16 protein-coding genes and 2 riboswitches are annotated in these 21,504 nt (G+C 69.6%); of the genes, 13 read left to right on the forward strand and 3 right to left on the reverse strand.

All coding sequences use genetic code 11. The features are described from left to right. The first annotated feature begins 31 nt into the window (after positions 1 to 31). The 8 genes from ACFQ7C_RS04180 (at position 32) to gcvP (ending at position 9,924) form a co-directional block, all read left to right on the forward strand. Positions 32 to 1,027: an ABC transporter permease gene (locus ACFQ7C_RS04180; RefSeq protein WP_378898224.1), complete on the forward strand. Its 996-nt coding sequence runs from the start codon at positions 32 to 34 to the stop codon at positions 1,025 to 1,027. Positions 1,028 to 1,130: 103 nt separating this feature from the next. Beyond that, positions 1,131 to 2,111 carry an ABC transporter permease gene (locus ACFQ7C_RS04185; protein WP_378898287.1) on the forward strand — a complete coding sequence of 327 codons (981 nt, stop codon included), beginning with the start codon at positions 1,131 to 1,133 and terminating at the stop codon, positions 2,109 to 2,111. Further along, positions 2,108 to 3,004: an ABC transporter ATP-binding protein gene (locus tag ACFQ7C_RS04190; protein WP_378898226.1), complete on the forward strand. Its 897-nt coding sequence runs from the start codon at positions 2,108 to 2,110 to the stop codon at positions 3,002 to 3,004. The genes ACFQ7C_RS04185 and ACFQ7C_RS04190 overlap by 4 nt, the downstream gene beginning before the upstream one ends. Next, complete coding sequence (locus ACFQ7C_RS04195; protein ID WP_378898228.1) at positions 3,001 to 3,867, forward strand: ABC transporter ATP-binding protein; 867 nt, start codon at positions 3,001 to 3,003, stop codon at positions 3,865 to 3,867. Before ACFQ7C_RS04190 ends, ACFQ7C_RS04195 begins: the two co-directional genes overlap by 4 nt. Before the next feature lie 136 nt (positions 3,868 to 4,003). After that, positions 4,004 to 5,176 (forward strand): MarP family serine protease, encoded by a 1,173-nt coding sequence (locus ACFQ7C_RS04200; RefSeq protein ID WP_378898230.1) that lies wholly within the window; start codon positions 4,004 to 4,006, stop codon positions 5,174 to 5,176. A 43-nt stretch (positions 5,177 to 5,219) separates the two neighbouring features. After that, positions 5,220 to 5,317, forward strand: a riboswitch (glycine riboswitch). Continuing rightward, positions 5,318 to 5,416, forward strand: a riboswitch (glycine riboswitch). Positions 5,417 to 5,462: 46 nt separating this feature from the next. Beyond that, positions 5,463 to 6,656, forward strand: a complete 1,194-nt coding sequence (locus ACFQ7C_RS04205; protein ID WP_378898232.1) for a glycine cleavage system aminomethyltransferase GcvT — start codon at positions 5,463 to 5,465, stop codon at positions 6,654 to 6,656. Then, positions 6,653 to 7,036, forward strand: coding sequence for a glycine cleavage system protein GcvH (gene gcvH / locus ACFQ7C_RS04210; protein ID WP_378898234.1), 384 nt, complete (start codon positions 6,653 to 6,655; stop codon positions 7,034 to 7,036). The genes ACFQ7C_RS04205 and gcvH overlap by 4 nt, the downstream gene beginning before the upstream one ends. After that, positions 7,033 to 9,924 (forward strand): aminomethyl-transferring glycine dehydrogenase, encoded by a 2,892-nt coding sequence (gene gcvP, locus ACFQ7C_RS04215; protein ID WP_378898236.1) that lies wholly within the window; start codon positions 7,033 to 7,035, stop codon positions 9,922 to 9,924. The genes gcvH and gcvP overlap by 4 nt, the downstream gene beginning before the upstream one ends. A 151-nt stretch (positions 9,925 to 10,075) precedes the next feature. On the opposite strand, the gene ACFQ7C_RS04220 is transcribed toward gcvP, so the two are convergent. Both ACFQ7C_RS04220 and ACFQ7C_RS04225 read right to left on the reverse strand, forming a co-directional pair. Next, positions 10,076 to 11,062: a hypothetical protein gene (locus ACFQ7C_RS04220; RefSeq protein WP_378898238.1), complete on the reverse strand. Its 987-nt coding sequence runs from the start codon at positions 11,060 to 11,062 to the stop codon at positions 10,076 to 10,078. 295 nt (positions 11,063 to 11,357) lie between these two features. Beyond that, on the reverse strand, positions 11,358 to 12,233 hold the full coding sequence (locus ACFQ7C_RS04225) for a CPBP family intramembrane glutamic endopeptidase (protein WP_378898240.1): 876 nt from the start codon (positions 12,231 to 12,233) through the stop codon (positions 11,358 to 11,360). Positions 12,234 to 12,396: 163 nt separating this feature from the next. Here ACFQ7C_RS04225 and ACFQ7C_RS04230 point away from each other — a divergent pair, with 163 nt between their 5' ends. The 3 genes from ACFQ7C_RS04230 to ACFQ7C_RS04240 all read left to right on the forward strand — a co-directional run bounded on the left by ACFQ7C_RS04230 (position 12,397) and on the right by ACFQ7C_RS04240 (position 17,021). Continuing rightward, entirely contained in the window at positions 12,397 to 14,172 is a 1,776-nt protein-coding gene (locus ACFQ7C_RS04230; protein ID WP_378898242.1) for an ABC transporter family substrate-binding protein, read from the forward strand. A gap of 159 nt (positions 14,173 to 14,331) precedes the next feature. Continuing rightward, complete coding sequence (locus ACFQ7C_RS04235) at positions 14,332 to 15,867, forward strand: ABC transporter permease (RefSeq protein WP_378898244.1); 1,536 nt, start codon at positions 14,332 to 14,334, stop codon at positions 15,865 to 15,867. Further along, positions 15,867 to 17,021, forward strand: a complete 1,155-nt coding sequence (locus tag ACFQ7C_RS04240) for an ABC transporter permease (RefSeq protein WP_378898246.1) — start codon at positions 15,867 to 15,869, stop codon at positions 17,019 to 17,021. The genes ACFQ7C_RS04235 and ACFQ7C_RS04240 overlap by 1 nt, the downstream gene beginning before the upstream one ends. A 14-nt stretch (positions 17,022 to 17,035) precedes the next feature. On the opposite strand, the gene ACFQ7C_RS04245 is transcribed toward ACFQ7C_RS04240, so the two are convergent. Then, on the reverse strand, positions 17,036 to 17,641 hold the full coding sequence (locus tag ACFQ7C_RS04245) for a PH domain-containing protein (RefSeq protein ID WP_378898248.1): 606 nt from the start codon (positions 17,639 to 17,641) through the stop codon (positions 17,036 to 17,038). A 38-nt stretch (positions 17,642 to 17,679) separates the two neighbouring features. On the opposite strand from ACFQ7C_RS04245, the gene ACFQ7C_RS04250 reads away from it, so the two are divergent. Both ACFQ7C_RS04250 and typA read left to right on the forward strand, forming a co-directional pair. Continuing rightward, positions 17,680 to 19,440 carry an ABC transporter ATP-binding protein gene (locus ACFQ7C_RS04250; RefSeq protein WP_378898250.1) on the forward strand — a complete coding sequence of 587 codons (1,761 nt, stop codon included), beginning with the start codon at positions 17,680 to 17,682 and terminating at the stop codon, positions 19,438 to 19,440. A gap of 89 nt (positions 19,441 to 19,529) precedes the next feature. Next, positions 19,530 to 21,443: a translational GTPase TypA gene (typA, locus tag ACFQ7C_RS04255; RefSeq protein WP_378898251.1), complete on the forward strand. Its 1,914-nt coding sequence runs from the start codon at positions 19,530 to 19,532 to the stop codon at positions 21,441 to 21,443. The last annotated feature ends 61 nt before the right edge of the window (positions 21,444 to 21,504 follow it).

A 21,504-nucleotide genomic window follows, 5' to 3' on the forward strand; every position in this document is an offset into this window, starting at 1 on the left:
CAGAAGCCGCGGCACGGAGGAGCAGGCTGCGATGAAGTTCTATGCGCGGCGGATCGCGTTCTATGTGGTGACACTCTGGGCGACGATCTCCCTCAATTTCCTCCTGCCGAGGCTTCTGCCCGGCGACCCCGCCGACATCCTCCTCGCGAAGATGCAGCGCGCCGGCGGGGAGCTCAGCGAGACCACGGTGCGCAACATCAAGGCCCTCCTCGGCGGCGACGATTCGTCGATGTGGGAGCAGTACATCGCGTACTGGGGCCGGATGCTCCAGGGAGACCTCGGCGTCTCCATCACGAAGTACCCGGCCCCGGTCACCGACCTCATCGCCGCGGCGCTGCCGTGGACGGTGATCCTCGTCGGCCTCTCCACCGTCATCTCGTTCGTCCTCGGCGTCGGCATCGGCGCGTGGGTCGGCTGGCGCCGCGGGACCTGGGTCGACCACCTGGTGCCGTTCACGACGGTGCTCCAGTCCATCCCCTACTTCTGGCTCGCGCTCGTGCTCGTCGCGATCTTCTCCGTCGCGCTGGGATGGTTCCCGATCTTCGGCGGGTACGACGTGTGGGAGTTCCCCGACGGCCCGGAGTGGAGCTGGGCATTCATCGGCAGCGCGGTCTACCACGGCTTCCTGCCCGCCCTCACGATCGTGCTGAGCTCCGTGGGCGGGTGGCTCCTCGGCATGCGCAACATGATGGTCTCGACGGTGTCGGAGGACTACATCGTCACCGCCGAGGCCAAGGGCCTCAAGCCGCTGCGGATCCTCCGCACCTACGCGACGCGCAATGCCGCCATCCCCTCGATCGCGGGCTTCAGCATCGCGCTCGGATTCGTCGTGGCCGGCTCCATCGTCATGGAGCAGGTGTTCACGTACCCCGGCATCGGCAAGCTCATGATCCAGGCCATCGGCAACAGCGACTACGCGCTCATGCAGGGTGTGTTCCTCGTGATCACCGTCGCGGTGCTGGCGGCGAACTTCATCATGGACGTCGTCTACGGATTCATCGACCCGAGGGCGCGCCACAATGTCTGAGAGGGCCGAAGTGACCGAAGCGTCGCTGACCGAGTACGACGCCGTCCCCGAGACGATGTCCGATCGCACGATCGACCCGGCCATCATCGCGCCCGGCGCGATCATGACGCCGCCCGTCGACGCCGACGTCGAGGCCGCGCGCGACGAGGCCCGCGCCGCACGACGCGGATTCCGCCAGCTGCTCCCGAGGATGTCGCTCAAGCTCGTGCTGGGCCTCGTCATCGTGGGCGGGATCGTGCTCTTCGCGATCCTCGCGCCGCTGCTCACCCAGGATCCGCGCGACTCCGACAACCCGGCCCTGTCACCGCCGAGCGCGGAGCACCTCCTGGGCACGACCAAGCTCGGCTACGACGTGCTCGCCCAGCTCGCCTGGGGTGCCCGGGGGTCGCTCATGGTCGGCATCGTCGCCGGCGTCATCGCCCTGGTGCTGTCGATCGTGTTCGGCATCATCGCCGGCTACAAGGCCGGCTGGTGGGACGAGATCCTGTCGCTCTTCACGAACATCATGCTCGTCATCCCCGGGCTTCCTCTGGTCATGGTGATCGCGGCGTACGTCCCTGGGCGGAGCTGGCTCATGGTCGCCGTCGTCCTTGGCATCACCGGTTGGGCAGGATCCGCCGTGGTGCTGCGGGCGCAGGCGCGATCGCTCCGCTCGCGGGACTACGTCGCCGCGAGCCGCGTCGCGGGGGAGAAGACCGCGCGCATCATCCGCGTCGAGATCCTGCCGAACCTGCTGCCACTGCTGGCCGCACAGTTCCTGTTCGCCATCATCTTCGCCATCCTCGGCGAGGCCGGCCTGTCGTACCTCGGCCTGGGCCCGACCGGGTCGATCACGTGGGGGACGATGCTCAACGAGGCGCAGAGCGGTCAGGCGCTCGGCACCGGCGCCTGGTGGTGGTTCGTCCCGCCGGGCCTCATGATCGCGCTGCTCGGGGCGGGGCTGTCACTCATCAACTTCTCGATCGACGAGATCATCAACCCGAAGCTGCGGCTCGCGCCCGAGAACGCCCGCCGCGTGCGCAAGGCCGAGCGCGCCGGCCGGGGCGTCGAGTCGAGCCACGTCACGAACGGAGCCGAGGCATGAACGGCGAAGCCGTCCTCACGGCGAGGAACGTCTCGATCGAGTACGAAGTCGAGCCGCCGGTGAGAGCGGTGCGCGACGTCTCGCTCACCCTCAACCGCGGCGAGATCCTCGGCCTCGCCGGCGAGTCGGGCTGCGGCAAGTCGACCCTGGCCTACGGCATCAATCGGCTGCTCAAGCCGCCGGCCCTGATGACCGCGGGTGACATCGTGTTCCACGACCGCTCCGGCGAGGACATCGACGTGGTCGGGCTGGCCGACGAGGACCTGCGGCGCTTCCGGTGGGACAAGGTCTCGATGGTGTTCCAGGGGGCGATGAACTCGCTGAACCCGGTCATCAACGTCCGCGCGCAGCTGTTCGACGTGTTCACCACGCATCGACCGGAGATGTCGAAGCGTCAGAAGCAGCAGCGCAGCGAGGAGCTGCTCGAACTCGTGGGCGTCGACCCGAAGCGCCTGACGAGCTTCCCCCACGAGCTGTCGGGCGGCATGCGTCAGCGCGTCATGATCGCGATGGCACTGGCGCTCGACCCGCAGGTGATGATCATGGACGAGCCGACCACGGCCCTCGACGTGGTGGTGCAGCGCGGCATCATCCGCGAGATCATGCGCCTGCGCGAGAGGCTCGGGTTCGCGGTGGTCTTCATCACGCACGACCTGCCGATGCTCATCGAGATCTCGGACCGCATCGCGGTGATGCTGCAGGGGGAGATCGTCGAACTCGGCACCGCGACCGACATCTACCGGCGGCCGCAGCACGAGTACACGAAGAAGCTGCTCTCCAGCTTCCCGAGCCTGCGCGGCGACCGCGGCGACTTCGTGCGCACCGGGCACCAGCCGATCTCGGCGACGCTGGGCCCGGCGGGGAGCATGACGCTCGAAGGAGGGGCCGCATGAGCGCCCAGAGTCCCACCGCGGGCGGGCCCCGCACGCTCGAGGCCCGGAACCTGCTCAAAGACTTCCGGCTGCGCAACGGCCTGAAGTTCTCGACGCTGCACGCCGTGAAGGACGTGTCCTTCACGCTCGAAGCCGGTCGCACCATCGCGCTGGTGGGGGAGTCGGGATCGGGCAAGTCCACGATCGCGAGGATGCTCGCGCGGCTCGAGACCCCCACGAGCGGCCAGATCCTGCTCGACGGCAAGGCCGCCGGCGGCCGCAGCCGCGAGGTCGCGGCGTACCGCGGCGACGTGCAGATGGTGTTCCAGGATCCGTTCGCCTCGCTGAACCCGTTCCACTCGATCGAGCACCACCTCGAGCGCCCGTTGCGGATCCACAACCCGGGGATGGGCAAGGCAGAGGTGCGCAGACGCGTGCTCGAGCTGCTCGACCGGGTGAGGCTCACGCCGAGCGACAAGATGGCGGAGCGCCGGCCGCACGAACTGTCAGGAGGCCAGCGCCAGCGCGTCGCGATCGCCCGCGCGCTCGCCCCCGGCGCGCAGTTCATCATCGCCGACGAGCCCGTGTCGATGCTCGACGTGTCGATCCGCCTCGGGGTGCTGAACCTGCTGGCGCAGCTGCAGCGCGAGGACCACCTCGGGGTGCTCTACATCACGCACGATCTCGCCACGGCGCGGCACTTCTCCGACGAGATCCTGGTGATGTTCCGCGGCGACATCGTCGAGCGCGGGCCGGCCGACACCGTCATCCTCGACCCGCAGCACGAGTACACGCGCACGCTGCTGGGGGCGGCGCCCGATCCCGAGAACCAGGGGATGCTGCGCGACGAGGTGCGCCGGGAGCTCGCGGCCGAGCGGCGCTGACCCGCATCGCCCGAGCGTGCCTTCACCCGGACCGCCGGGGCGTCCTTCCGACACGCCCGGGCGGTCCGTCGGGGTCGTCTCCCAGCCTCGATGCGTAGCCTGACGAGACGGGTCCCGACGGGCGGAAGGGGTGAGGATGATCGTCGTCGACGTGATCGTCGTCCTCCTCCTCATCGCCGCCTGCGTGGCGGGTGTGCGGCGGGGCTTCTTCGCCGGCATCGGCACGCTCGCGGGCCTCGCCGCCGGTGCCTTCGCCGCCTTCTGGCTCACGCCCCTGGTGAGTGCCTGGGTGCCCTCGCCGGTCTGGCGCGGTCCCGCGGTGCTCCTCACCGCGCTCGGGCTGGTGTTCGTGGGCGCCGCAGTCGGTTCGGCGATCGGCTCCGCCCTGCGCTCCGGTGCCGATCGGCTCAAGCTCCGCGGCGTCGAGCGCTTCCTCGGCGGCATCGCCTCGGTCGTCGCCGCCCTGCTCGCCCTCGCGCTGGTCGCCCCGGCGATCGCGGGCGCCGGGATCCCCGTCATCTCGTCGGCCGTGGCATCCTCGGCGATCCTGCGCGGCATCGAGGCCGCCACCCCCGACCCCGTCGCCGCAGCCCTCGCGCAGCTCCGGGGCGCTGTGCTCGACGACGGCCTGCCGGGGCTCGGGCTGCTGCTCGGACCCGGGACGGCCGAGCCCGCGCCCCCGGTCGCCCTGGACGATCCCGAGCTGCAGCGGGCCGCAGCATCCGTCGCCCGCGTCTCGGGCAACGCGTACGCCTGCGGGCGAGGATCGTCGGGCACCGGCTTCGTCGTCGCCGAGGACCGCGTCGTCACGAACGCGCACGTCGTGGCGGGCGTCGACACGCCGATCGTGGAGCTCCCGGGCGTGCCGGCGCGCGAGGGGCGCATCGTCTACTTCGATCCCGTGGACGACCTCGCGGTGATCGCCGTCGACGACCTCGGTGCGAGTGCGCTGCCCGTCTCGCCGACGCTCGCGGCGGGCGCCGCGGCGGTCGTGCAGGGGTTCCCGTACGGCGGCCCGTTCACGATGGTCCCGGCGAGCGTGCAGTCGGTGGGCACCGCGAACGTGCCCGACGTGTACGACAGCTCCTGGAACCCGCGGGAGATCTACTCCCTGCAGGCCGTCGTGCGGCCCGGAAACTCCGGCGGCCCGCTGCTCACCGGCGATGGGGAGGTCGCGGGCGTCGTGTTCGCGCGCGCCGAGGACGACGAGAGCGTCGGCTACGCGATGACGATGGCCGAGCTCACGCCGGTCGCCGATCGCGCGCCCTCGCTGACGAGCACCGTGTCGACGGGGTCCTGCGTCGGCTGACCGCACCGACCGGTATGCTGGCACCGCAAGTCAACAACGGCCCATCACCCGGGCGGGAGAGCCTCGGCAGCGCGATCGCCGAGCACCGAAGGAGCAAGCCTCCCCGCCAATCTCTCAGGTAACGCGTACCGTTCGGGCAGGCCGACTCTGGAAAGCGATCCTCGCGCAGCGAGTATCCGCCGACGGTGAAAGCCCGCTGCTCGCGGGTGAAGCTCTCAGGCCCATGACAGAGGGGGAGTTCACAGGCGCCGTCCGGCGTCTGCCCGTCCGCGACCGGGAGAACTCGATGACAGAACCCCGCACGACTGCTCTGCACGACCGCCACGAGGCGCTCGGCGCCTCCTTCACCGACTTCGGCGGCTGGCTCATGCCGGTGCGCTACAGCTCGGACCTCGCCGAGCACCACGCCGTGCGCACCGGCGCCGGCCTCTTCGACATCTCGCACATGGCCGAGTTCCTGGTCACCGGCCCCGACGCGGCGGCGTTCCTCGACTACGCGCTCGCCGGCGCGATCTCGCCGATGCGCGTCGGCAAGGCGAAGTACTCGCTCGTGCTCGCCGAGTCCGGCGGCATCGTCGACGACGTGATCGTGTATCGCATCGCCGACGACCGCTTCCTCGTGATCGCCAACGCCGGGAATCGGGATGCTGTGGCCACGGCGTTCGCCGAGCGCGCCCAGCGCGCGCCGGTGGCGGCATCCTTCCTCGCGGAACGGGGTGCCGGCGTCGAGAGCTTCATCTACATCGAGGGCGTCTCCGGCGTGGCCACGGTCGAGGATCTCACCGACCAGCTCTCGCTCATCGCCGTGCAGGGGCCCGTGGCGCGCGCGGTCGTGGAGGCGACCGCGGGCGTCGCCGATGTCGTGCCGGCCCTCGCCGACCTCGGCTACTACGCGTGGTCGGCGGGGACGTTCGACGGCGAGCCGCTGTTCATCGCCCGCACCGGCTATACGGGCGAGGACGGGTTCGAGCTCCTGGTCCCGAATCGCGCCGCGCCCGCACTGTGGGACGCCCTGCTCGCCGCGGGCGAGCCGCTGGGCCTCGTGCCCGCAGGCCTCGCCGCCCGCGACACGCTGCGCCTCGAGGCCGGGATGCCGCTCTACGGCCACGAGCTGTCGCTCGGCATCGTCCCCGCACAGGCGGGCCTCGGCCGCGTCGTGGCCGCCGACAAGGACGACTTCGTCGGCAAGTCGGGCCTGGCAGCCGTGGTCGCCTCCGACGCCCCGGTCCTCGTCGGCCTCGCCGGTGAGGGCCGCCGCGCCGGCCGCGCCGGCTACGCCGTGTTCGACGGCGCCGACGCCGCGACCCCGGTCGGTGAGATCACGAGCGGCGCGCTCAGCCCGACCCTGGGGCATCCCATCGCCATGGCGTTCGTCCCGCCGGCCGTGAGCGCCGCCGGAACCGAGCTCTTCATCGACGTGCGGGGCACCCGAATCCCCGCGACCGTGACCGACCTGCCCTTCTACCGGAGGAACAAATGACCGATCTCACCGCCCTCAAGTACACCGCCGAGCACGAGTGGGTCGCCCTCGACGGCGACGTCGCGACCGTGGGCATCACGTCGTACGCCGCCGACAAGCTGGGTGACGTCGTGTTCGTCGAGCTCCCCGCCGTCGGCAGCTCGGTGACCGCGGCGACCGTCGTCGGCGAGATCGAGTCCACGAAGTCGGTCGGCGAGCTCTACGCGCCGCTGACGGGCGAGGTCGTGGCCGTCAACGACGCCGTCGTGGACGACCCGGGTCTGGTCAACGCCGACCCGTTCGGCGCCGGGTGGCTCGTCAAGATCACGGTCGACCCGGCTGACGTCGCGGACCTCCTCGACCGCGACGCATACGTCTCGCTCACGGGCGGCGCCGAATGACGGGTCTGTTCGCCGATCGTCACATCGGGACGGATGCTGCGGCCCAGCGCACGATGCTCGACGCCCTGGGCTACGACAGCGTCGACGCGCTGGTCGAAGCGGCGGTTCCGGCATCCATCCATGCCACGCCCCGTGCCACGAGCGACATCCCGCCCGCGGCGACCGAGGCGGAGGCGCTCGCCGAGCTGCGCGTGCTGGCGTCGCAGAACCGCACCGCGCGGCCCATGATCGGGCTGGGCTACTACGACACGCTCACGCCGTCGGTGATCGCCCGGAACGTGCTCGAGAACCCCTCGTGGTACACCGCGTACACGCCGTATCAGCCCGAGATCTCGCAGGGGCGCCTGGAGGCGCTCATCAACTTCCAGACGATGGTGACCGACCTCACCGGGCTCGCGACCGCGAACGCCTCGATGCTCGACGAGTCGACCGCCGTCGTCGAGGGCATGCTGGTCGCCCGGCGCGCCTCGAAGGCGGCCTCGAACGTGTTCGTCGTCGACGCCGATGCGCTGCCGCAGACCAAGGCGCTGCTCGCGCACCGAGCCGCCGCCGTCGGCATCGAGCTCGTCGAACTCGATCTCGCCCACGGCGCGACCCTGCCCGACGAGCTGTTCGGCGTGCTCGTGCAGTACCCGGGCGCGTCGGGCAACGTGTGGGACCCGTCGGGCGTCGTCGACGCAGCGCACGTGGCCGGTGCGCACGTCGTGGCGGCCGCAGACCTCCTCGCACTCACCCTCCTGCGCTCGCCCGGCTCGTTCGGCGCCGACGTCGCGGTGGGCACGACCCAGCGCTTCGGCGTGCCGCTCGGCTTCGGCGGCCCGCATGCGGGCTACATGGCGGTGCGCCAGGGCCTCGAGCGGCAGCTGCCCGGACGCCTCGTGGGCGTCTCGCAGGACGCCGCAGGCCACCCCGCCTACCGTCTCGCGCTCCAGACGCGCGAGCAGCACATCCGCCGCGAGAAGGCCACGTCGAACATCTGCACGTCGCAGGTCCTCCTCGCGGTCATGGCCTCGATGTACGCGGTCTATCACGGGCCCGACGGCCTGCGGGCGATCGCGACCGACGTGGCGAAGAAGGCCGAGGCGCTCGCCTCGCGCCTGCGCTCGTACGGGCTGTCCCTGCGTTCGGACTCGTTCTTCGACACCATCCGGGTCGCGACTCCCGGCGCCTCGCGCCGCGTGATCGAGCGAGCGCGCGAGCGCGGCTACCAGCTGTTCTGGGCCGACGACGCGACGGTCGGGGTGTCGGTCGACGAGACGACGACCGCCGACGATCTCGCGGCCGTCGCGTGGGCGTTCGGCCTGCCCGAGAACGAGTTCCTCGGCGCGGGCGAGCAGGGCGAGCGCGTGCTTCCCTTCACGGATGCCGCCCCCCTGGCGGGCGTGCCGTCCGCGCTGCGCCGCGTCGAGGAGTTCCTGACGCACCCGGTGTTCAACACCCACCGGTCCGAGACGGCGATGATGCGCTATCTCAAGCAGCTCTCCGACCGCGACTACGCGCTGGACCGCGGCATGATCCCGCTCGGCTCGTGCACCATGAAGCTCAACGCCGCGACCGAGATGGCCGCGGTGTCGTGGCCCGAGTTCTCGCGCGTGCACCCGTTCGCGCCCGAGGACGACGTGCACGGCTACCTCGCCATGATCGAGCAGCTCGAGGTGTGGCTCGCCGAGGTCACCGGGTACGACGCGGTCTCGCTGCAGCCCAACGCGGGCTCGCAGGGCGAGCTGGCGGGCCTCATGGCGATCCGCGGCTACCACCGCGCCAACGGCGATGTGAGCCGCACGGTCTGTCTCATCCCGTCGTCCGCGCACGGCACGAACGCGGCGTCCGCCGTGCTCGCGGGCATGCGCGTCGTCGTGGTCGCCTGCGACGAGGCCGGCAACGTCGACCTCGACGACCTGCGCGCCAAGATCGCGGCGCACGCCGACGAGCTCGCGGCGCTCATGATCACGTACCCGTCGACGCACGGCGTCTACGAGCACGACGTGCTCGACATCACGCAGGCGGTGCACGACGCCGGCGGCCAGGTGTACGTCGACGGTGCGAACCTCAACGCCCTCCTCGGCTACGCGCGCTTCGGTGACCTGGGCGGCGACGTCTCGCACCTGAACCTGCACAAGACCTTCGCGATTCCGCACGGCGGCGGCGGCCCCGGCGTCGGACCGGTGGCGGCCAAGGCGCACCTTGCGCCCTACCTGCCTTCGCACCCGCTGTCGCAGCGCAAGGACCACGCCGGCGGAGTCTTCGACGGCGGGCCCATCTCGGCCGCGCCGCACGGCTCCGCCGGCATCCTGCCGATCTCGTGGGCGTACGTGCGCATGATGGGCGCCGAGGGACTGCGCAGCGCGACCGCGGCGGCCGTGCTGGCGGCGAACTACATCGCGGTGCGCCTGCGCGACCACTACCCGGTGCTGTACACGGGCGAGGACGGTCTCGTGGCCCACGAGTGCATCCTCGACCTGCGCCCGCTGCGCGAGGCGACGGGTGTGACCGTGGACGACGTCGCCAAGCGCCTCATCGACTACGGCTTCCACGCCCCGACGATGTCGTTCCCCGTCGCGGGCACGCTCATGGTGGAGCCGACCGAGTCGGAGGACCTCGCCGAGATCGAGCGCTTCATCGAGGCCATGATCGCGATCAAGGTCGAGGCGGACCGCATCGCCGCGGGGGAGTGGCCTGCCGCCGACAACCCGCTCGTGAACGCGCCGCACACGGCCGAGTCGGTCGTCGCGGGCTCGTGGGAGCACCCGTACAGTCGCGAGACCGCCGTGTACCCGGTGCACACCCTGGTCCGCACGAAGTACTGGCCCCCGGTCCGCCGCATCGACCAGGCCTACGGCGACCGCAACCTCGTGTGCGCCTGCCCGCCCATCGAGGCCTTCGCCTGAGACCGCCCTGAGACGACGGGATGCCGGCCCTCAGTCTGTTCTGCCCGCGAGACTTCATCGGAGCGCCGAGACTCCCGGTCGGGATTGACGTCTCGGCGCACAGCTGAAGTCTCGCGGGGATGCGTCGGGGAGACGGGCTGTGGGCGCGAAGTCAGGATGCCGAGGGCGCTGGCGGGCGCGGAGCGAACAGCCGTGCGAACGAACGAAGCTCGGCAGTGTCCTCGACGCGCTCCGGGTGCAGGCCACCTGCCCGGAGCGCGGCCCGAAGCGGCGCGACCCTGGTCACGTCGTGCCAACCCCAGTGCACCGTGGCGGCGACGCCGCGAGCGAGCAAGAGCGCATCGCGGTCGCGTCGCGCACGGAGCACGGCCGCGGCATCCTTCCCTTCGTACTTCCCGTCACCGTCGGCCTCTCCGCCAAGACGCAGCCGGTTCCACCAGAAGTCGAGGCGGAAGTCTTCCTCGTCGGGCGGGCCGAGCACCCACTGCTGCATTTCGGGCAGCGGAAACCCGAGCCACTCGATCACTGCCAGGCTGAGGCACTCGAGAGTCGATTCGGGCACGGCCGTCGCGCGATCGAGCGCCCATCGCGCGTGACGTCTTCCGCGCGCGCTCAATCGGGACTCGTTGAGCATGTGCAGCGTCGCCTGATCCAACTGGGGGTTCTGGCGGAGGATGCTGCTGGCCACTGCCATTCCGACCGCATGATGCCGGAGGCGTGCGATGGCCACCGCGGTGTCGGCGGGAGCTGCGACCAGTACTCCACCGATCTCGTCGAACTCCGGCAGTCGTTGCGCCGTGTGGACACGCACACCCCCGGACCGACGCGAAGTGGTCGTCGGAGAGGCGACGACGTGGATATCGACCGGCTCGCCGATCACGGCCGCACCGCGCAGCGCCGCCGCTGCCTCGAGGATGAACACCGCGTCGGGGTGCCGCAGTGCGGCGCCGTGGACGCGGGCGAGATAACGCTCCCAGGGCTTGAGCCGCCGCCATCCCGCGGCTTCCGCGTACACACCGCGTGTCACCGCGACGAGTTCTCGGGTGCGCAGCGCGCGTTCGGGGTGTGGGACGTCGTCCCGGCGAAGCAGTGCGATCGGGCATGGCGCGACTTCGCGCCGCGTCAGGGGGAGTGCCATCCCCGATCTTCCGTCGCCCGGAGCCCTGCGGACCCCGCCCTTCGTCGCTCCTGGGGAGACTCCACCGCCGCCCGCATCTGTGGAGGAACCGCGCCCGCTCACGCGCGCACTCTCCACGCCCCGCGAGACTCCAACGGGGCGCCGAGACTTCAGGGGTCCGCTGGAGCCTCGGCGCCCCGTTGAAGTCTCGGGGACGTAGTGGGGGTCGGCCGGGCCGGCGAGGGGGACCGGCGGACGGATGCTGCGGGCCGGGGCGCCCCGCACCAAGGCCGGACGCGGGGGCGGCAGGGACCGGTCAGGGCGCGGCGGACGGCGTCGGGGTCGGGGTCGGGGTCGGCGTGGGGGTCGGCGTGGGGATGGGGGCGAACACGCCGGGCCACAGTGCAGCAGCGAGGGGGTACCCGACGAACGCCACGATGTCGAGGAGCGTGTGCGCGACGACGAGCGGCATGACGCGGCCCCACCGGCGGTAGCACCAGCCGAAGACCACGCCCATGACGAAGTTGCCGACGATCGCGCCGATGCCCTGGTACGCGTGGTAAGCCGCGCGGAGGCCGGCCGAGGCCAGGATGATCGCCCAGTCGTTCCAGCCGAACCGGCGGAGCCGGTCGAACAGGTACCCGATGAAGATGACCTCTTCGGTCAGTCCCGCGCGCAGCGCCGAGAGCACCAGCAGCGGCACGGTCCACCAGGCGGCATCGAGCGGCGACGCGACCACGGCGACGGTGACCCCGAGCGCGCGGCCCGCGGCATAGAGGGCGAGGCCCGGCAGGCCGATGACGGCGGCGAGAAGGATGCCGCGGCCGACGTCGCCGCCGAACCTCGTGAAGTCGAGTCCGATGCGGCGCAGCGCGTTGGTCCCCGGCTCCCAGAGAAGGTAGACGACGAGTGCGACGAGGGCGAGCGCGAAGAAGACGGCGAGCAGCTGGTACACGACATCCCACAGCGCCTGCGCGTCCCGTGAGGGGTTCACCTGGGTCTGCTGCTGGCCGAGCGGAACGGGTGCGAGGAGCTTGCGCACGAGTGACAGCACGGAGTACACGGCGGACTGTCCGACCGTGATCGCGAGGACGATCCAGACCTCCCACGTGAGGCGTCGGCGATCGTACGGAGCGAGGGGCGACAGACTAGTGGAACCCCTCCGACCTGTGGGCCTGTTCGGCGGCGTCATCTTGTCAGATTGTCACACTCCGCGTCGATTGAGTTAAGGCTCTGTAACGTTTTCGCCGATCGTTTTGACCATCTCACAACCGGTGCTTATCGTTTTCCCATCCGCGCGCAGGTCCGGCTTCCGGCCGGATTCGCGCGCATTACCCTGCACAGAGGAGACACAAGTGTCTGACAAGACGACGTGGCGCATGCGCGCACTCGGAGTCGCGGCGGGCGTCGGCGTGACCGCACTGGTCCTCGCCGGCTGCTCGACGACCCCGCCGGAGGCGGAGGAGCCCACGGCCACCGACACCGCGGTGACGGTTGCCGAAACGAACGAGTTCACGGGCACGAACTCGAACAGCGACAACGGCAACCTCGACATCAACGGCAAGATCGACTACCTCACCAAGTCGACGTTCTACTACGTCAGCGACAGCTACGAGGTCGTCCCGGACGAGTCGTTCGGCACGATGGAGGTCGTCAGCGAAGACCCCCTCCAGGTCAAGTACACGCTCAACGACGGCCTGGTGTGGTCGGACGGCGAGCCCATCACGACCGACGACCTGGTGTTCGGCTGGGCCGCCACCTCGGGCGTCTTCGACGACGCGACCCTCGACCCCGAGACGGGCGAGCCGGTCACCGGCACCAAGTACTTCGCGTACGCGGGCAGCACCGAGGGCCTCAAGACCTCGACGATCACCGAGGTCGCCGACGACAAGCTCTCGCTCACCCTCGAGTACGACGAGCCCTTCGTTGACTGGAACATCCAGGACCTCATGGACCAGCCGGTCCACGTCGTCGCTGAGAAGGCCGGCGTCGACCAGGCCGAGCTCGTCGACACGATCCTGACGAGCCCGCGCGGCGACGCCGCGGCACCGGCTCCGGTCAACGAGACGCTCAAGGCTGCGGCCGACTTCTGGAACTCGGGCTTCGACATGACGTCGCTGCCGGACGACCCGTCGCTGTACCTCTCGAGCGGCCCCTGGGTCATCGACTCGTACGAGCCCACGCAGTCGATGACGCTGAAGCTCAACGACAAGTACACCGGTGACCTCCAGCCGCAGTTCTCCGAGCTCGTCATCCGCTTCATCGGCGACGCTCAGGCGCAGGTCACGGCCCTCCAGAACGGCGAGGTCGACATCATCGCCCCCCAGGCGAGCGGCGACACCCTCACCGCGCTCCAGGGCATCGACGGCGTCGAGGTCCTCCAGGGCGACGCGCTGAACTACGACCACCTCGACCTGACGTTCGCCGGCCCGTTCGCCGAGCAGAACGTCCGTGAGGCGTTCCTCAAGACGATCCCGCGCCAGCAGCTCGTCGACACGCTGATCAAGCCGGTCAACCCCGAGGCCGAGGTCCTCAACTCGCAGCTGTTCATCCCGGCGCAGGCTCCGTACGAGGACGCCGTCGCCAGCAACGGCTCCGACGAGTACGCCGAGGTCGACATCGAGGGCGCCAAGGAGCTCCTCGCCGGTGCGACCCCGACGGTCCGCCTCATGTACAACATCAACAACCCGAACCGCGTCGCGGCGTTCGAGGCCATCCAGGCTTCGGCGGCTGAGGCCGGCTTCGTGATCGAGGATGTGGGCCGTGAGGACTGGAGCGCTCAGCTCGGTTCGGACATCTACGACGCAGTCATCTTCGGGTGGATCTCGCCCGGTGTCGGCAACGGCACCATCCCGCAGATCTTCGCGAGCTTCGGTGGCAGCAACTTCAACAAGTACGCCAACGACCGCGTCGACGAGATCGCGACCGAGATCCCGACCACGCTCGACACCGACGCGATCGACGAGCTCACGGTCGAGGCCGACGGCCAGCTGTTCGCGGACGCCTACGGTCTGCCCCTCTTCCAGGGCCCCGGCCTCGAGGCGCACGCCGACAACATCGAGGGCATCACCTTCATGGGCAACCAGACCGGTGTGTTCTGGAACTTCTGGGAGTGGACGGTCGCCGAGTAATTCGGTGAATCCCTGAAACACCACGCCATGGGGCGTCGGGTGCTAGCAGCCCGGCGCCCCGTGCGTGTGTCTTCCCGTCCACAGCCGGCGAACCCGACGCCCGGCCTCTGCTGCCGTCGTCGCCTGCCTGCTACCTTTTCTGCATGAAGGGCCAGCCCAGTGCTTAGCTTCGTTCTGCGGCGCATCGGGGTCTCGATCCTGATCCTCATCGCCGCATCCTTCCTGATGTACACCCTCGTGGCTCTGGCGAAAGATCCCCTCGAGGACCTGTACGCCTCCAACAGCCCGAACCGCGACGCGCTGATCGCGCAGCGCATCGCCTGGCTGAACCTCGACCAGCCGATCCCGGTCCGCTGGTTCAACTGGCTGCTCGGCGCCGCACGCTGCGTCATCCCGTTCGGCGGCTGCGACCTCGGCGTCACCATCCAGAACCAGCCGGTGACGATCGTCCTCGCCCGCGCGATGGGCGCGACGCTCCAGCTCGTGACCGCCTCGACGATCCTCGCCATCGTCCTCGGTGTCCTCGTCGGCATCGTCTCGGCGCTGCGTCAGTACAGCGCGATCGACTACTCGTTCACGTTCGCAAGCTTCCTCTTCTACTCGCTGCCCTCGTTCGTCATGGGTGTTCTGCTCAAGGTGTTCGTGGCGCTCGGGTTCAACGACTGGCTCGACAGTCCGGTGTTCACATGGCCGTGGATCATCGCGTTGAGTCTCATCTCCGGAATCTTCTGGCAGGCGATCATCGGCGGACCCAGGCAGCGTCGCCTGATCGTCTTCCTCGCCTCCGTGGTGACCACCGGAGCGATGCTGTACGGCATGAGCGTGACGGCGTGGTTCCTCAACCCGTCGCTCGGCCCCATCCTCACCCCGCTGCTGATCGCCGCGTTCGGTGCGGGCATGGTGCTCATCATCGCCGGCCCTCGCGCGCGCTACGCATGGCGCACCGCGGGCGTCACCGTGATCGTCCTCATCGCCGCCTACTTCGTGCTGCAGCCGTTCCTCAAGTCGTTCAACGGCTGGGGTGTGTTCGCGCTCTTCGTCGCAGCGGCACTGGTCGGCGCCGCAGCAGGGTGGTTCCTCGGTGAGTACGACAAGGGTCAGGCGATCCGCATCGGCGTGCTCACGGGTGCGCTCGGCATGGGCGTGATCATCCTCGATCAGTTCATGCAGAACTGGAACTCGTACGTCAACAACCCGAAGGTGAACGGGCGCCCGATCGCCACCATCGGCTCGCAGACGCCGAACCTGCAGGGTGACTGGTGGATCCAGAGCATCGACACCTTCACCCACCTGCTGCTGCCGACCATCAGCCTCATGCTGATCTCGTTCGCGGCGTACACGCGCTACGCCCGCGGCGGCATGCTCGAGACGCTGAACCAGGACTACATCCGCACCGCTCGCGCGAAGGGTCTTCCCGAGCGCACGGTCGTCGTCCGTCACGCGTTCCGCAACTCGCTCATCCCGATCACCACGATCGTGGCGGCGGACGTGGGAGCTCTCATCGGCGGTGCGATCATCACCGAGCGCATCTTCGCCTTCAGCGGCATGGGCGCCCTCTTCAACCAGGGTCTGAGTCATGCCGACCCGAACCCGGTGATGGCGTACTTCGTCGTGATCGCCGTGTTCGCCATCACGTTCAACTTCCTCGCCGACCTCGCGTACTCGGCGATCGACCCGAGAGTGAGGGTCAAGTAATGTCGATCCCCATCGATCCGGCCCTCGAGCCGCCCACCGCTCCGTCCGACGGCGGAGTGCACGTCCAGACCGCCGACGAGCGCGGCATCAGCCAGGGGCGGCTGACGTTCCGTCGATTCATCGCGCACAAGCCCGCGGTGGTCAGCGCCATCCTGTTCATCCTCGTCGTCGGGTTCGCCATCTCGGCGACCGGCATCGGCCCGATCCCGGGCTGGTGGAAGTGGAACTACGAGCAGCTCCTTCCGATCACCAACGGCGGCAAGCCGACGCTGACGCTCTGGCCCTTCTCGCTCGGCGAGCACCCGTTCGGCCAGAACACCGTGGGCAAGGACTACTTCGCGATGACCATGCGCGGTCTCGTGAACTCGTCCTACATCATGTTCGTGATCGGCATCATCGGCGCGATCATCGGCGTCGTGGTCGGTGCTCTTGCGGGGTACTACCGCGGCTGGGTCGACTCGGTCCTGATGCGCATCACCGACGTCGTGATCGTGATCCCGGTGATCGTCATCGGCGCGGTCGTCGGCTCGGCGGTCGGCGGTCTCGGACCCGTGCTGCTGGCGCTGTTCCTCGGCTTCGTGGCCTGGACCGGCATCGCGCGACTGGTGCGCGCGGAGTTCCTGACGCTGCGCGAGCGCGAGTTCGTCGAGGCTGCCAGAGTGGCCGGCGCGTCGGATGCACGCATCATCTTCAAGCACATCCTGCCGAACGCGATCGGCGTCGTCATCGTCGCCACGACGCTGCTCATCGCGGCGGCTGTCATCCTCGAGACGTCGCTGTCGTTCCTCGGCTACGGCGTCCGCTCGCCTGACGTCTCGCTCGGTCTGCTGATCTCGGCCAACGAGTCGGCGTTCCAGACCCGGCCCTGGCTGTTCTGGTGGCCCGCGGTGTTCATCGTGGTCCTGTCGCTCCTCGTCAACTTCGTCGGCGACGGTCTGCGCGATGCCTTCGACCCGCGTCAGAAGCGCGTCATCTTCCGCAAGGTGAAGGAGCTCCCGGAGGACGCGGTCATCGTGTCCGGCACGACGGCCGATGTGCCCGAGGGGGCGCTCGTCACGGCGGGCGGCGCGGCGATCGTCGAGGGTGTCACGAGCGACCGCCCGGACGACGTGCTCGACGAGGAGATCGCGCCCGACCCGGATCGTCGCGGATGATGCGCCTCAGGCTCTCAGCCGGTGACGATGATCAGCGCGACCGACGCCGCGGCGAGCACGATCGACGCGGCCAGGAACGTCACGTGCCAGTGGCGGGTGACGGGCGTCTCGTCGGCCACGCCGAGCTCCACCTGACCGGCGTCGAGGCGGCTGCGCCACGTCTCTCGCACCACGAGGGCCGCGTTGCCGGAGTCGGTGCCCATGCGATCGCTCGGGCGGGCATCGCCACCGGCGGCGCTCGCCTCGCGGCGGGCCTTCGCGTTGCCCATCATCGTGGTGAAGACGCCGGGTGCCGGCGCCGACCAGGCCGTGAAGCTGCCGGACGGCGTGTGCAGCGTCAATGCGCGCGCGGTGTCGACGTGCACGAGGGCTTCCCAGGGCACATCGACGTCGTGGCTCACGTTCTCGATGCGCACTCCGCGATCCGACACGACGACGCAGGGGCGCCAGAGCGCCATCCATCCGAGAAGGGCGGCCAGCGGGGCGGCGGCGTACACCCACGCCAGCTTCGCGTCCGAGCTCCATACGGCGGTGATCACTGCGAGCGCCGCAAGACTCCAGACGATGACGGCAGCAATGCGGTTGAAGCGGGAGTCGATGCGGATCGCACGGTCGGTCACGCCCTCATTCTCTCAATCGATCCCACAAGGACCATGAAATGAACGCGTCCCCCACTCCCGTTTCCCCCAGCGGCGCGCTGCTGGAAGTGAGCGGCCTGTCCGTGGACTTCGCCGTCGACAACTTCTGGGTGCCGGCGGCGAAGAAGCTGAACTACTCCGTCGAGTCGGGCAAGGCCCTCGCGATCGTCGGCGAGTCGGGTTCGGGCAAGAGCGCGAGCTCCATGGCGATGCTCGGCCTCCTGCCGTCGAACGCGCGCGTCACCGGAAGCGTCAAGCTCGGCGGCCGCGAGATCCTCGGCCTCCGCAAGGACGACCTGCGTCGCGTGCGCGGCCGGGAGATCGCCGTGATCTTCCAGGAGCCGATGACCGCGCTGAACCCGGTGTTCACCGTCGGGTTCCAGATCATCGAGACGCTGCGCATCCACCAGGGCATGACGCCGAGCGCCGCACGCGTGCGCGCTCTCGAGCTGCTCGACATGGTCGAGCTGCCCGACCCGCTGAAGGCGTTCAACTCGTACCCGCACCAGCTGTCGGGCGGTCAGCGTCAGCGCGCCATGATCGCGCAGTCCATCTCGTGCGACCCGCAGCTGCTCATCGCCGACGAGCCGACCACGGCTCTGGACGTGACGGTGCAGGCGGAGATCCTCGACCTCATGCGGGATCTTCGGCACCGCCTGGACTCGGCGATCCTGATCATCACGCACGACATGGGCGTGGTGGCCGACATCGCCGACGACATCGTGGTGATGCGCAAGGGCGAGATCGTCGAGCGCGGCACGGTCGACGCGGTGTTCAACCGTCCCACGCACCCGTACACGCAGCAGCTGCTGGCGGCGGTGCCGCGCATCGGCGACGCGCAGGGCGAGACGATCGACACCACGGCTGCCCTCGCCGGCGACACATCGGTGATCCGCCTCGCCGATGTCGCCGCCCGTGAGGACGAGGAGCGCCGCAAGGGCCTCGGCGCCCCGGTGCTCGACTTCGCCGATGTGGCGATCGACTACCCGAAGAAGGGGCGCGTGCCGGCGTTCCGCGCCGTGGAGCACGCCAACTTCACCATCTATCCGGGTGAGGTCACGGGTCTCGTGGGCGAGTCCGGCTCGGGCAAGACCACGGTCGGCCGCGCCGCCATCGGTCTCCTTCCGATCGCCGACGGCAAGGCGGAGGTCGTCGGCTACGACATCTCGAAGGCCGACCGGCGCCTCCTGCACAAGGTGCACAAGGACGTCGGCATCGTCTTCCAGGACCCGTCGTCGTCGCTGAACCCGCGTCTGCCGATCGGCCAGTCGATCGGCGAGCCGATGCTGCTGGCAGGCATCGCGAAGGGCCGCGAGCTCGACGTGAAGGTGCAGGAGCTGCTGGATGCCGTCGAGCTGCCCCGCTCGTACCGCAACCGCTACCCGCACGAGCTGTCGGGCGGTCAGAAGCAGCGCGTCGGCATCGCGCGCGCCCTCTCGCTGCAGCCGAAGCTCCTCATCGCGGACGAACCGACCTCGGCTCTGGACGTCTCGGTGCAGGCGACCGTCCTGCAGCTGCTGCGTCAGCTGCAGGCCGATATGGGCTTCGCGTGTCTCTTCATCAGCCACGACCTCGCGGTCGTCGACTCGCTGGCCGACCGCATCATCGTGATGCACCACGGCAAGATCGTCGAGCAGGGTGCCACAGGCCAGATCCTGCGCGCGCCCAAGGAGGACTACACGCGCCGCCTCATCGCCGCCATCCCGGTGCCCGACCCCGAGGAGCAGCGCGTGCGCCGCGAAGCGCGGGCGGCTCTGCTCGAAGCCGGCCTCGAGGGCTGATCCGCCGCCGAAAGGCGATACACAGCAGCGCCCAATAGAATGGGGATGCCGGCATTCCGGCATCCCCATTCTCTTTCAAGGATTCCCTCATGGCGCGCGCCCTCCGTCCGGACCTCCGCAACGTGGCTATCGTCGCTCACGTCGACCACGGCAAGACCACCCTCGTCGACGCGATGCTCCGCCAGACCGGCTCGTTCGGCGAGCACGCTCACGTCGAGGAGCGCGCGATGGACTCGAACGACCTCGAGCGCGAGAAGGGCATCACGATCCTCGCGAAGAACACCGCGATCACCTACAACGGCGCCCACACCGACGTCCCCGTCACGATCAACGTGATCGACACCCCCGGCCACGCCGACTTCGGCGGCGAGGTCGAGCGCGGCCTGTCGATGGTCGACGGCGTCGTGCTGCTCGTCGACGCGAGCGAGGGCCCGCTCCCGCAGACGCGCTTCGTGCTGCGCAAGGCGCTCGAGGCGAAGCTGCCGGTCATCCTCCTGGTCAACAAGACCGACCGCCCCGACGCGCGCATCGCCGAGGTCGAGGAGGAGGCGCACGACCTGCTGCTGGGCCTCGCGTCCGACCTCCACGAGGACGTGCCCGACCTCGACATCGACGCCCTGCTCGATGTGCCCGTCGTGTACGCGAGCGGACGCGCGGGCGCAGCATCCCGTACCCGTCCCGCCAACGGCGAGCTTCCCGACAACGCCGACCTCGAGCCGCTGTTCGAGGCGATCCTCGAGCACGTCCCGGCGCCGGCCTACGATGACGAGGCGCCGCTGCAGGCGTGGGTGACGAACCTGGACTCGAGCCCCTTCCTCGGCCGCCTCGCGCTGCTGCGCGTCTTCAACGGCACCCTCAAGAAGGGTCAGACGGTCGCGTGGGTCCGTCACGACGGCTCGCACTCGAACGCCCGCATCACCGAGCTGCTGAAGACCCGGGCCCTCGAGCGCTACCCCGCGGAAGAGGCCGGCCCCGGCGACATCGTCGCGATCGCCGGCATCGAGGAGATCACGATCGGCGAGACGATCGCCGACCCCGAGGACGTGCGCCCGCTTCCTGCGATCACGGTCGACGACCCCGCCATCTCGATGACCATCGGCACCAACACGTCGCCGCTCGTCGGCAAGGTCAAGGGCCACAAGGTCACCGCCCGCATGGTGAAGGACCGCCTCGACCGCGAGCTCATCGGCAACGTCTCGCTCAAGGTCGTCGACATCGGGCGCCCCGACGCGTGGGAGGTGCAGGGTCGCGGCGAGCTCGCGCTCGCGATCCTCGTCGAGAACATGCGCCGCGAGGGCTTCGAGCTCACCGTCGGCAAGCCGCAGGTCGTCACGCGCAAGGGCGAGGACGGAAAGGTCAAGGAGCCGTTCGAGCACCTCACCATCGACGCCCCCGAGGAGTACCTCGGCGCGATCACGCAGCTGATGGCGTCGCGCAAGGGCCGCATGGAGACGATGGTGAACCACGGCACCGGCTGGGTGCGCATGGAGTTCATCGTGCCCTCGCGCGGCCTCATCGGCTTCCGCACCGAGTTCCTCTCGATGACGCGCGGCACCGGCATCGCCAACGCGATCTCGCACGGCTACGACGACTGGGCGGGCCACATCGTCGCCCGCCAGAACGGCTCGATCGTCGCCGACCGCTCCGGCGTCGTCACCCCTTTCGCGATGATCGCGCTGCAGGAGCGCATGAGCTTCTTCGTGCAGCCCACCGAAGAGGTCTACGAGGGCATGGTCGTCGGCGAGAACTCGCGCGCCGACGACATGGACGTCAACATCACCAAGGAGAAGAAGCTCACGAACATGCGGTCCTCGACCGCGGACGCGTTCGAGTCCATGACTCCGCCGCGCCTCCTCTCCCTCGAGGAGAGCCTCGAGTTCGCCCGCGACGACGAGTGCGTCGAGGTGACCCCCGAGAAGGTGCGCATCCGCAAGGTGATCCTCGACGCCACCGAGCGCGGCCGCGCCGCCTCGCGCCTCAAGCGCCAGGACGCCAACGCGTAAGCACTCGACACGGATGCTGCGACCCCGCGCCCTTCGAGGGCGCAGGGGCGCAGCATCCGTT

This window comes from Microbacterium sp. NPDC056569 (genome assembly GCF_042793475.1).
In the GTDB taxonomy this organism is placed as follows: Bacteria; Actinomycetota; Actinomycetes; order Actinomycetales; family Microbacteriaceae; genus Microbacterium.